This window comes from Nocardia sp. NPDC055053 (assembly GCF_053608285.1).
Genome location: NZ_JBSGVD010000025.1, coordinates 40791 through 54271, shown reverse-complemented (window position 1 = coordinate 54271; position 13481 = coordinate 40791). Strand labels below are relative to the sequence as shown.

The window sequence follows — 13481 nt, the reverse complement described above, 5'->3', positions numbered from 1 at the left end:
GTGGAATCGCGATGACTAGACCTGTACGGGAACGGCCGGTGCGGACCCGGCGTGCCAGGGTGACCGCGCTGCCGCAGCTGCTGGCCACCGCGGTGGAGACCAATCCCGACGGTGTCGCCGTGGTGCTCGCCGACGCCGGGCAGACCCTCGGCGGTCTGAGCTACGCCGAGCTCGACGAGCGTTCCAGCCGGATCGCGCGGCTGCTGATCGACCGCGGTATCGGGGCGGGCGACCTGGTCGCCATCGGGATCCCGCGGTCGATCGAGTCGGTGCTCGCGGTGTGGGCGGTCGCCAAGACCGGCGCCGGTTTCGTGCCGGTCGACCCGAACTATCCGCCGGATCGGGTGGCGCACATGGTCACCGACTCCGGTGCGGTGTTCGGGCTGACCGTCGCCGCCGTCGCCGACCGGTTGCCCGCGCGGGTGGATTGGCTCGCCCTCGACGGCGACGCGATCGTGCCCCGGCTCGACGAGGTCGCCGGCGACCCCGTCACCAATGCCGACCGGGTGCGGCAGATCCGTGCCGAGGACCTGGCCTACGTCATCTACACCTCCGGCTCCACCGGTCTGCCCAAGGGCGTCGCGGTGACACAGGCCGGGCTTGCCGGGTTCTGCGAGGAGCAGCGGCGGCACTACGGCGTCGAATCCACCTCGCGCACGCTTCATTTCGCCTCGCCGTCGTTCGACGCGTCGCTGCTGGAGCTGCTGCTCGCGGTCGGCGCGGGCGCGACCATGGTGATCGTCGATCCGAGCGTCTACGGTGGCGACGATCTGACCGCGCTGCTGCGCCGGGAACGAGTGACCCACGCCTTCATCACCCCTGCCGCGCTGGCCTCGATCGACCCGGCCGGACTCGACGACTTCCGGGTGGTGGCCGTCGGCGGCGAGGCGTGCCCGCCGGACCTGTTGCGGCGCTGGGCGATTCCGCTGGCAGATGGAACCTTGCGCGAGTTCCACAATGTCTACGGGCCCACCGAGACCACCATTGTCACCAATATCAGTGTGCCGCTGAAGCCAGGCGACCCGCTGACCATCGGCGGGCCGCTGCGCGGTGTCGCCGAGTACGTCCTCGACGACCGGCTCGGCCCCGTCCCGCCCGGTGTCACCGGCGAGCTCTACATCACCGGCGCCCAGCTGACCCGCGGCTATCACGCGCGACCCGGCCTCACGGCGTCCCGGTTCGTCCCGAATCCGTTCGACCCGGCCGGTTCCCGGCTCTACCGCACCGGCGACCTGGTCCGCTGGACCGCCGACGGCGCGCTGGAATACGTGGGCCGCAACGACTTCCAGGTGAAGATCCGCGGCTTCCGGATCGAACTCGGCGAGATCGACGCGGTGCTCTCGGCACACGAAAGCCTGGACTTCGCCGCCACCGTCGGGCACGAACTCGACAACGGCGCGACGATTCTGGTGTCCTACGTGCACGCAGCGCCCGCCGCGAGGGTCGACACCGCCGCACTCACCGCGTTCGCCGAGCGCAGCCTGCCCGCGCACATGGTGCCGACGGTGCTGATGGAGCTCGACACCATCCCGCTGACCCCGGTCGGCAAGCTGGACCGGCGGGCGCTGCCCGCGCCGGTGCTCGAGCACGCCGAATTCCGTGCGCCCGCGACGCCGGTGGAACAGATCGTGGCGGGCACCTTCGCCCAGGTCCTCGACCTCGACGCGGACACCCAGCTCGGTCTCGACGACGACTTCTTCGCCCTCGGCGGCAACTCGCTGCTGGCCACCCAGATCGCCGCCCGCCTCGGCGCCGCGCTCGACACCGATTTCCCGGTCCGCCTGCTGTTCGAGGCGCCGACGGTGGAGGCGCTGGCGCGGCGACTCGCCGAATCCGCGGGCGCCGGTGCGCGTCCCGCGCTGGTCGCGGGGGAGCGGCCGGAGCGCATTCCGCTGTCGCTGGCTCAGCAGCGGATGTGGTTCCTCAACCAGTTCGATCCGGACTCGGTCGCCTACAACATCCCGATGGCGGTGCGGCTGAGCGGCGCGATCGACGTGGAGGCGCTGCGGGCGGCCGTGGGCGACCTCGTCGCCCGGCACGAGACCCTGCGCACCATCTACCCCGAGACCGACGACGGGCCGATCCAGCAGGTCCTGCCCGAATCGGCGGCGACGCCCCAGCTCGAGGTGCGGCGGATCGCCGCCGGGGAACTGGGCGCGGCCATGCACGCGCTCGGTTCGTCCGGGTTCGATGTGCGCGGCCAGGTGCCGCTGCGGGTCGCGCTGTTCGAACTCGGCCCCGACGAGTCGGTGCTCGCCGTCGTCGTGCACCACATCGCCGGTGACGGTTCCTCGCTGACCCCGCTGACCAGGGATCTCATGCTCGCCTACGCGGCGCGCTCGGCGGGCTCCGCGCCGGTCTGGGCGCCGCTGGCCGTGCAGTACGCCGACTACGCGCTGTGGCAGCGGGCGCTGCTCGGCAGCGAGGACGACCCTGCCTCGCTGGCCTCGGCCCAGCTGGCCTACTGGCGTGCGGCGCTGGCTGGCCTGCCAGACCAGCTCGACCTGCCCGCCGACCGCCCGCGCCCCGTCGTGCAGTCCTTCGCGGGCGGCCGGGTGCCGATCGAGATCGACGCCGACACCCACCGCGCGCTGCTGGCACTGGCCCGCGCCAAGGGCGCCACCTTGTTCATGGTGGTGCACACCGCGCTGGCGGTGACGCTGGCCCGGCTGGCAGGCACCGGCGACCTCGCGATCGGCACCCCCATCGCTGGCCGCGGTGAGGCCGCCCTCGACGACCTGATCGGCATGTTCGTCAACACCCTGGTCTTCCGCACCACCCTGCGGCCGGGCGAACCGTTCACCGACCTGCTCGCCCGCCAGCGCGACACCGACCTCCAGGTTTTCGCCAACGCCGACCTGCCGTTCGAACGCCTCGTCGAGGCGATCAACCCGGCCCGCTCGACCGCACGGCATCCCCTGTTCCAGGTCGGCCTGTCCTTCCAGAACCTCACCCGAACCGGTCTCGAGCTCGGTGAACTCGCGGTCGATGGCGTCGACGTCGACCTGGCGGTCTCGCAGTTCGACCTGCACGCGGTCGTCGCCGACACCTACGACGCCGACGGCGTCGCCCAGGGCATCAGTGGCGTGTTCACCTACGCCACCGACCTTTTCGACGAGTCGACAGCCCGCGACTACGCGGACCGTTTCGCTCGCGTACTGGCCGCGATCGCCGCAGCCCCGCAGCGTCCCGTCGACGAGCTGGAACTGCTCTCCGACGCCGAGCGCGACCGAATCCTGCACGGCTGGAACGCCACCGGCCATCCCTGCCCGCCCGCCACCCTCGCCTCGCTGTTCGCCGAGACCGCCGCCGCGCACCCCGACGGTGCCGCACTGGTCGACCCCGACGGCACCCAGCTGACCTACCGCGACTTCGCCACGCGGGTGCACCGTCTCGCCCGCCACCTGATCACCCAGGGCGTCGGCGTGGAAGACCGTGTCGCACTGGCGATCCACCGATCCACCGATCTGGTCGTCGCCATGTACGCGGTAGCCCAGACCGGCGCCGCCTACGTCCCGATCGACCCCGCACAACCCGCCGACCGGATCGGGCACGTGCTCGACACCGCGGCTCCTGTCTGTGTATTGACCACGGCGGGATCGGGATTCATCCAGTCCGCATCCTCGATCGCGGGCTTGGACGCCATCCACGCCAGCGAACCCGTTACCGCGCGTGCGGGATTCACATCCGATGCGGCCCCGGTCGGCGAACCAGCCATCGCGCGTGCGGAATCCGCACCAGGTTCGGCGCCTGTGATCGTCCTCGACACACTCGACCTGTCCGCACTGTCGGACGCGCCGATCGCGGCGAACGAGCGGCGTGGCGTGTTGCGGCCGGAGAACACGGCGTATGTGATCTTCACGTCGGGATCGACGGGTAAGCCGAAGGGTGTCGCCGTCTCGCACGGCGCGATCGTCAACCAGTTGCTGTGGAAGACAGCTGCTTTCGGGCTCGGCCGGGACGATTCGGTGCTGCTCAAGACGGCAGCCACCTTCGACCTGTCGGTCTGGGAGTTCTGGTCTGCCGCGGTGTGTGGCGGCACGTTGGTGATCGCCGCGCCCGACGGGCATCGTGATCCGGCGTACCTGCTCGATGTCATGGCCGAACGCTCGGTGACGACCCTGCACGTCGTCCCCTCGATGCTCGACGCCCTGCTCACCGAATCCGGCGGCACGCTGCCGCCGGCGCTGCGCCGGGTGCTGGCGATCGGCGAGGCACTGCCCGCCGCCACCGCGCAACGCTTCCTCGCCGCGAATTCCGCCGCACTGCACAACCTCTACGGCCCCACCGAAGCCGCCGTCTCGATCACCGACTATCGCGTGACCACGGACGACCGCACGACAGTGCCGATCGGCGCTCCCGAGTGGAACAGCCAGGTCTACGTCCTCGACGCACGCCTGCGCCCGGTCCCGGTTGGCGTGTCGGGCGAGCTGTACCTCGCAGGTGCACAACTGGCCCGGGGCTACCACGGCCGCCCTGACCTGACCGCCGACCGGTTCGTGGCCGACCCGTTCGCCGATGACGGTGCCCGCATGTACCGCACCGGCGACCTGGTCGCGTGGACCGCCGGCGGCGAGCTGGAATACCGTGGCCGTACCGACTTCCAGGTGAAGATCCGTGGCTTCCGCATCGAGCTCGGCGAGATCGAGGCCGCGCTGCTGGCCGCACCGCAGGTCGCGCAGGCCGCGGTGCTCGCCAAGTCCGATCCGCAGCTCGGTGACCGGCTGGTCGCCTACGTGGTGCCCGCACCGGATTCCGAGCTGACCGCGGCGGCAGCGAAAGCCGTGGTGGCACAGGTGCTTCCGTCGTACATGGTGCCCGCGGCATTCGTCGTCCTCGACCGGCTGCCGCTGAACGCGAACGGCAAACTCGACCGCGCCGCGCTCCCGGAACCGGTACTCGAACCGCGCCGGTATCGGGAACCGGTGGGCGAGAACGCGATCGCCGTGGCTGAGGTGTTCACCGAGGTGCTCGGTGTCGAACGCCCCGGCCTCGACGACGACTTCTTCTCCCTCGGCGGCAACTCGCTGCTGGCCACCCGGGTGGTGCACCGGCTGCGCGAGCGCACCGGCACCGAGCTCACCGTGGCCGCCTTCTTCGCCGACCCGACCGTGGCGGGGCTGGCCGACCGGCTCGCGGCCGGTCCGGCGGGTCTCGGCGGCGACCTCGACGCGGCACTCGCGGTGACCCTGCCCCTGCGCCGCGGCGGCAGCGGGGAACCCCTGTTCTGCCTCCACCCGGTCGCCGGTCTGGCCTGGGCCTACGCGGGCCTCGCCCCGCACCTGCCCGAGGACCGCCCGATCATCGGCATCCAGTCGCCCGCGTTGACCGATCCGGATTTCCGGCCCGCCACCGTGGACGACCTGATCGACCGCTACCTCGCCGAGATCAGGGCCGCCCAGCCGCAGGGGCCGTATCACCTGCTCGGCTGGTCCCTGGGCGGCGTCCTCGCGCAGGCCGTGGCCACCAGGCTCCAGGCGGCGGGGGAGACCGTGGCCTCGCTGACCATGCTGGACAGCCTGCCCGGCGCCGACCTTGCTCATTTCGGCGCCGAGTTGCGCGACGCCTTCCGTGAACTCGGCATCCCCGATCAGCAGCTGCCCGCCGCCGACCGGCTGTCCGCACTGGGCGACGACGCCCTGGCCGCACTGCACGCGGCGCTGGCCGGGTCGACACCGATCTCGCTGCCGCGATTCGTCGGCATGTATCGCGGCGCGTTGCACACGATCGGATTGGTTACCCAGCTGACGCCGGCCCGATTCGTGGGTGATCTCACCTACTTCACCGCGCTGCGGACGACCGGTAATGTCCAGGGTGGCGCGTCCCGGTGGCGGCCGTACATCAGCGGGGTCATCGCCGATCATCCGGTCGACGCGAGTCATCAACAGATGCTCGGCCCGGTGGCCGTGGCCACAGTCGGTCCGGTAACAGCGCAGGTCACCGCCGTTTCGGGCCGTTAAATCGATAGCTCCACGTAACAGGCTCGCGGCAGTTTACGATTCTGTTGCTGAGAGTTCGGTGTGTCGTGGCGCACACCTCGGCGAGGGTCGGCGACAGTGGTTAGGTGTGACTATGCTGTGTCCGACTCGGCTGCCGGACGCGAGAGGTGTATTGGTCTGTGGAAACCCCCCGCCGCACGGGCCGTGTCGGTCGTCGACGTACTACCGGCACACCGCTATTCGGACAGTTGCTCACGGCCGCGGTCGAATCCGCGGCCGAGTCGATAGCTGTCCGCTACAACCCGACCGGGATGCCGGGCGGGGAACGCGAGCTCACCTACCGGCAACTCGACGAGGAATCCTCACGCCTGGCCCGTGAACTCATCGACCGTGGCGTCGGCGCGGGCGATGTCGTCGCGATCGCGATCGCGCGGTCCATCGAGTCCGTTCTCGCGGTCTGGGCCGTCGCCAAGGCGGGCGCCGCCTATGTGCCGGTCGACCCGGCCTATCCGCGCGACCGGATCGCCCACATCGCCGCCGACTCCGGCGCGGCGCTCGGCCTGACCACCGCGACGCATCGGGCCGCCCTCGGCACCGGCCTCTACTGGATCGAACTCGACGATCCGGTGGTCGCCGAACGCATCGCCGTGCGGCCGGCGCACGCGGTGAGCTACGCCGACCGGGTCAGGCCGATCGACGAACACCATCCCGCCTATGTCATCTACACCTCCGGCTCCACCGGCAAGCCCAAGGGCGTCGTCGTCACCAACGCCGGACTCGCCGCACTGGTCGCCGCCGAGCGCGAACACTATGGCGTCGAACCGGATTCGCGGGTGCTGCACGTTTGCTCGCCGAACTTCGACGTGTCGGTACTGGAACTGCTGCTGGCCTTCGCGACCGGCGCGACCCTGGTCATCTCGCCGCCGCGGATCTTCGGCGGTTTCGAACTCTCGGATCTGCTGCGCCGCGAACGCATCACGCATCTGCTGATCACGCCGGGCGCGCTCGAGTCGGTCGACCCGGCGGGCCTGCCCGATCTGCGCACGGTCGTCGTCGCCGGTGACCGGTTCGGTCCGGAACTGGTCGGCCGCTGGGCCACCAACGGCCGCGCCTTCTACAACGGCTACGGACCGACCGAGGCGACCATCCTCGCCACCAGCACGGGCCCGCTGCACGTGCGCGCGCCGATCACCATCGGCAGCGCGGTGCCCGGTATGGGCCTGTACGTCCTCGATGCCCGGTTGCGGCCGGTGCCCGCCGGCGTCGTCGGCGAGCTCTACCTGTCCGGGCCCGCGCTGGCACAGGGGTATCTGGGCAGGCCGGGACTCACCGCGGAACGCTTCGTCGCCTCGCCGTTCGGTGCAGGCAGGCTCTACCGCACCGGTGACCTGGTGCGCAGGCTCGAGACCGACGGGTCGCTGGAATACCTGGGCCGCACCGACTTCCAGGTCAAGGTGCGCGGCTTCCGGATCGAGCTCGGCGAGATCGACAACGCGCTCACCGCGCATCCCGACCTCGACTACGCGGTCACCCTCGGCAAGACGATGCCCTCGGGCGCGACCGCGCTGGTGTCCTATGTGCTGCCCAGGGTCGGGCGCACGGTCGACACCGGAGCGCTGGCGGAATTCCTGTCCGGATCGCTCCCCGCGTACATGATTCCGGCCGTCATCATGGTGCTCGACGCACTGCCGCTGACTTCGGTGGGCAAGCTCGACCGGGCCGCGCTGCCGACGCCGGTGTTCACCGCGCGCGGGTTCCGCGCCCCGGCCACCCCGGCCGAACAGATCGTCGCCGACGTGTTCGCCGCGCTGTTGCTGCGCGACGGTTCCGGCCGCGTCGGCGCCGACGACGACTTCTTCGAACTGGGTGGCGACTCGCTGCTCGCCGCGCAGGCCGTCGCCCGGATCGGCGCCGCGCTCGACGTGCGGGTCCCGGTCCAGGCCGTCTTCGAGGCGCCGACCGTCGCCGCCCTGGCGAACAAGGCCGAGCAGCAGCGCGTTTCGGCACATTCGCTCGCCCTGACCCCGCGGCCGCGACCCGCGCTGGTCCCGCTGTCGTACGCCCAGCAGCGGATGTGGTTCCTCAACCGCTTCGATCCCGCCTCGGCGGTCGACAACATCCCCGTCGCGGTGCGCCTGTCCGGCAGGCTCGACCTGCCGGCCCTGCGCGCGGCCGTCGCCGACCTGGTCACCCGGCACGAGGTGCTGCGCACCGTCTACCCGGTGTCGGATGGCGTCGAGCAGTCCGGCCTTGTGCTCGACGGTGAAGGCCACCAGGTGGTGCTCGCCCCCGGCGATCCGGCCGCGGCGCCGGAGTTCGACGTCGTCGAGGTGACCGAGGCCGAGCTGGGCGAGGCCATCGCCGCCGCGGCGCTGACCGGCTTCGACGTGACCGCGGCCCCGCCGGTGCGCGTGCGGGTGCTCGAACTGTCGGAGGTCGAGCACGTCGTGGTGTGCGTGGTGCACCACATCGCCGCCGACGGTTTCTCCTTCGCGCCGCTGACCAGGGACCTGCTGACCGCCTACGCCGAACGCCGTGGCGGCGACGCGCCGCAATGGCCGCCGCTGCCGGTGCAGTACGTCGACTACACGCTGTGGCAGCGCGAGCTGCTCGGCGACGAGAACGACCCGCAGTCGCTGCTCGCGGCGCAGGTCGCGTTCTGGCGCCGGAACCTGTCCGGCCTGCCCGAACAGCTGGAACTGCCCACCGACCGGCCGCGCCCCGCCGTCGCCAGCCGGGCGGGCGGCACGCTGAGCATCCAGGTGCCCGCCTCGGTGCACGGCGGGCTGGCCGCGCTGGCCCGCGAGCACAACGGGACGCTGTTCATGGTCGTGCACACCGCGCTGGCGCTGCTGCTGGCCAGGCTGTCGGGCACCCGCGACATCGCGGTCGGCACCCCGGTCGCCGGTCGCGGCGAGCAGGCGCTCGACGAGCTGGTCGGCATGTTCGTCAACACCCTCGTGCTACGCACCGAGGTCGACCCGGCGGCGAACTTCGTCGACCTGCTCCGCGATGTCAGGGCGGGTGACCTCGCGGCCTTCGGCCACGCCGACGTGCCGTTCGAGCGCCTCGTCGAACTGCTGGAGCCGGTGCGCTCGACCGCGCGACATCCGCTGTTCCAGGTGATGCTGACCTTCCAGAACCTGGCCCGTACCGACCTGGCGCTGCCCGGTCTCGCCGTGTCCGGCGCCGATTTCGCGGTGCCGCTGGCGAAGTTCGACCTGCAGGTGGAGCTGGCCGAGCAGATCGGCGCCGACGGTGCCCCACAGGGCATGGCCGCCTCGTTCGTCTACGCCACCGACCTGTTCGAGCACGCCACCGTCGCCGATTTCGCCGACCGGTGGACCCGGGTGCTTGCCGCGGTGGTCGCCGATCCGTCGGTGCCCGTCGGCGATATCGATGTGTTCGCCCCCGGTGAGCGGGAACTGGTTCTGCGCGAAGGTGATTCGCCGGGCATCGCGGTCCCTGAGGTCACCCTGGCCGACCTGATCTGCGCGCAGGCGCAGCAGCGGCCGGACGCGATCGCCGTGCGGGCGGGTGAGCGCTCGCTCACCTTCGCCGACCTGCTCGGTCGCGCCTCGGCGCTGGCCCGCACGCTGATCGCCTACGGCGCTGGCCCGGAAACCCTGGTGGCCGTTGCCGTTCCGCGCACCGAGGAACTGCCGGTCGCGCTGCTGGCCGTGCTGCTTTCCGGCGCGGGCTACCTGCCGATCGACTCCGGATATCCCGCGCAGCGACTGGAATACGTCCTCGCCGACGCGAAACCCACTGTGCTGCTGACGACGTCGTATGAGCGCGCGCTGGTGCCCGCCGACCTGCCGGTGGTGCTGCTCGACGAGGATCTCGGCTACTCGAACGATCCGCTGCGCCCGGCCGAGCGGCGCGCGACGCTGCGCCCTGACCACCTGGCCTACGTCATCTACACCTCCGGGTCCACCGGCCTGCCCAAGGGCGTCGGCGTCAGTCACCGCAATGTGCTCGAGCTGTTCGCCAACACCCAGCTGCTGTTCCACTTCGACCCCGACGACGTGTGGACGGTGTTCCACTCCTTCGCCTTCGACTTCTCCATCTGGGAACTGTGGTGCGCGCTCGCGGGCGGCGCGTCGGTGGTCGTGGTCGACCATGTCACCTCGCGCTCGCCGATCCAGTTCAGGGAGCTGCTCGCCCGCGAACAGGTGACCGTGCTGAGCCAGACCCCCACCGCGTTCGCCCAGCTCGACGAGGCCGACCGGGCCGCCCAGGCCGCGGGCGCTGCGCCGCTGCCGCTGCGCTACGTCGTCTTCGGCGGCGAGGCGCTCGATCCGCGCAAGCTCACCCGCTGGTACGCGCGTTACGGAACCGATGCCACCGCACCGCAATTGGTGAACATGTACGGCATCACCGAGACCACGGTGCACGTCTCGCATCTGACGATGGACGCCGGCGCCGCCGAACTGCCGAGCAGCCTGATCGGCCGCGCGCTGCCCGGCCTTTCGGTGGCCGTGCTCGACGACCGGCTGCGGCCGGTGCCGTTCGGCGTCGCGGGTGAGCTCTACATCGCGGGCGGCCAGCTCTCCCGCGGTTATCTCGGCAAGCCGGGACTCACCGCGACCCGTTTCGTCGCCGACCCGTTCGGTCCGCCCGGCTCCCGCCGGTACCGCTCCGGTGACCTCGGCCGCTGGATCGGTTTCCGCGGCACGCCCGCCCTGGAATACGGCGGTCGCGGTGACCAGCAGGTGCAGCTGCGCGGGTTCCGGATCGAGCCGGGCGAGATCGAGGCCGCGCTGCTCGGTGTACCCGGCGTCGGCCAAGCCGCCGTCGTCGTCCGCGCCGACGAGCACGCGGGCGACCGGCTGATCGGCTATGTCGTCCCGGTCGACGGCGCGGTACTCGACCCGGTCGCCGTGCGCGCCGAGGTCGCCGAATTCCTCACCGGCTACATGGTTCCCGACGCGGTCGTTACGATCGCGAGCCTGCCGCTGACCGCCAACGGCAAGCTCGACCGGGCCGCGCTGCCCGCGCCCGAGTTCACCGCGGCCACCGCCTTCCGCGCGCCGACCACCCCGATCGAACTGAGCGTCGCCGAGGTCTTCGCGACGCTGCTCGGGGTGCCCGAGGTCGGCCTCGACGACGACTTCTTCGACCGCGGCGGCAACTCGCTGCTGGCCACCAGGGCCATCGCCCGCATCGACCAGGCGCTCGGCACCGATCTGGTGGTTCGCGACCTGTTCGAGGCGCCGACCGTCGCCACGCTGGCCGCCCGGGTGCGGCCCGGCGCGGTCGCCGCACCGCGCCCGCCGCTGACCCCGGCGCTGGATCGCGGTGTCATCCCCCTCTCACCGGCCCAGCAGCGGATGTGGCTGCTCAACCGGATCGACCCGGATTCCCCGGCCTACAACATCCCGCTGGCGCTGCGCCTGCGCGGTGCGCTGGACACCTCGGCGCTGCGCTACGCGGTCGCCGACGTGCTGGAACGGCACGAGGCACTGCGTACCCGGTTCCCCGCCGGGCCCGACGGGGCGCCGTACCAGGAGATCCTGCCGGTCAGCGCGGTCCTGCCGACCGGCCTGCCGATCGAGGAGTGCGACGACCCGCGCGATCGCGTGATGTGGCTGCTCGCAGGCGGTTTCGACGTGACCGAGCGGATTCCGTTGCGGGCCGGGCTGTTCACGGTGCCGACCGACGATCCGCTGGCTGAGGAAGAGCATGTGCTCGCCGTGGTGGTGCAGCACATCATCGCCGACGGCGCCTCGCTGGCGCCGCTGGCCCGCGACCTGGTGATCGCCTACCGGGCCAGGGTCGAAGGCCGCTCGCCGAGCTGGGCGCCGCTGCCGGTGCAATACGCCGACTACGCGCTCTGGCAGCGCGAGGTGCTGGGCGAGGAGGCCGACGAGAACTCCACCGCCGCAAGGCAACTCGATTTCTGGCGGCACACGCTCGCCGGGCAGTCGGGCACCGTCGAACTGCCGCACGACCACCCGCGCCCCCCGCACGCCTCGCTGCGCGGCGCCGATGTGGTCACCACGCTGCCCGCCGACGTGCACGCCCGGCTGGCCGAGATCGCGCGCGGCCACAACGCGTCGCTGTTCATGGTCGTGCACGCGGCGCTGGCCGTGCTGCTGTCCCGTGTCTCCGGCAGCACCGACATCGCGATCGGTACTCCGATCGCGGGCCGCGGCGAACCCGAGCTCGACGATCTGGTCGGCATGTTCGTCAACACGCTGACCCTGCGCACCCAGGTCTCGCCGCTGCGCGGCTTCGACGAGCTGGTCAGCACGGCCCGCGAGGTCGACCTGGCCGCGTTCGCCAACGCCGACCTGCCGTTCGAGCGGATCGTCGAGGAGGTGGCGCCCACCGGCACCGTCTCGCACAACCCGCTGTTCCAGGTGGTGCTGTCCTTCCACAACACCGAGGCACCGGTGCTGCGGCTGCCCGGGCTCACCATCGAGGCGCTCGACCTCGCCGCCCGGCCCGCGAAGTTCGACCTCCAGGTCAATGTGGAGCCGCGGCTGACCGAGACGGGCGAACCCGACGAGCTCGGCATCGTCTTCACCTACGCCACCGACCTGTTCGACGAGCACACCGTCGCGGCGTTCGCGCGCGGCCTCACCGAGATCGTCACCGCGGTCGCCGCCGACCCAAGGGTCCGCATCGGTGACATCGATCTGCGCGACGCCGGGGAACGCGAACGCGAACTGACCGCGGCCGCCTACGCCCCCGCACCGTCGGCCAACGGCGCCGCGCTGGCGCAGGAACTGGCCTCCGCGGTGGAGGAGGACCCGGAGGCCCCCGCCATCGATCTGGGCGACGCCGAGCTCGCCTACCACCAATTCGATGCCCGCTCTTCCCAATTGGCGCGCTCGCTGATCGCCCGCGGTGCCGGACCCGGCACCGGTGTGGCGGTGCGGCTCGATCGCGGGGTGAACGCGGCGATCGCCACCTGGGCGGTGCTCAAGGCCGGTGCCGCGGTGGTGCCGCTGGTGGCGATGGACGCCGAGCTGCCCGACCGGCTCGAGGTGAAGCTGGGCCTGACGATCGATATCCTCGACGCGCCCGACGGCCTGGACTGGTACGACCTGGCCGACCCCGCGCTGAAGGCGGAGCTGGCCGCGGAGTCCCCGCGCCCGATCGGCTACGCGCACCGGACCCGCGCCCTGCGCGGTGACGATGTCGCCTTCATCGGCGGTGGCCGCACGTTGAGCTACGACGAGCTGGCCGGGGCCGCCGAGCGGGTGGCCCAGCGGACCGGGCTCAGCTTCGAATCACGGACGAGGGCAGCGGGTCGGCCGGATTCGGTGGCCGGTGTGCTGGAGATCGTCGCGACCGGAATTGCCGGCGCGACGCTGGTGATGGCGCCGGACGACGGCGGCGAGGACGAGGTGAGCCATGTGTTCACCGAGTCGGCGGTGGCGATGGCAGCGCCCGGCGACGGCGCCGGTGCGACGATCGTCGCCCTGAGTGAGATGATCGGCAACGCCGGGCAGCCGCAGCAGCGGCGCGCGGCGGTCGGGATGGATGGATAGGTGCAGGTGCGCATGACCGGGCAACGGCTAGTCGACTCCG

Annotated in this window: 2 protein-coding genes; both read left to right on the top strand. The window is 71.5% G+C overall.

Going from position 1 to position 13481, the window contains the following annotated elements; translation table 11 throughout:
• Positions 1-38: 38 nt before the first annotated feature.
• Entirely contained in the window at positions 39-5960 is a 5922-nt protein-coding gene (locus ACWF82_RS23955; RefSeq protein ID WP_452504548.1) for an amino acid adenylation domain-containing protein, read from the top strand.
• Between the two features lie 227 nt (positions 5961-6187).
• Positions 6188-13441 (top strand): amino acid adenylation domain-containing protein, encoded by a 7254-nt coding sequence (locus ACWF82_RS23950; protein ID WP_452504486.1) that lies wholly within the window; start codon positions 6188-6190, stop codon positions 13439-13441.
• Positions 13442-13481 lie beyond the last annotated feature (40 nt).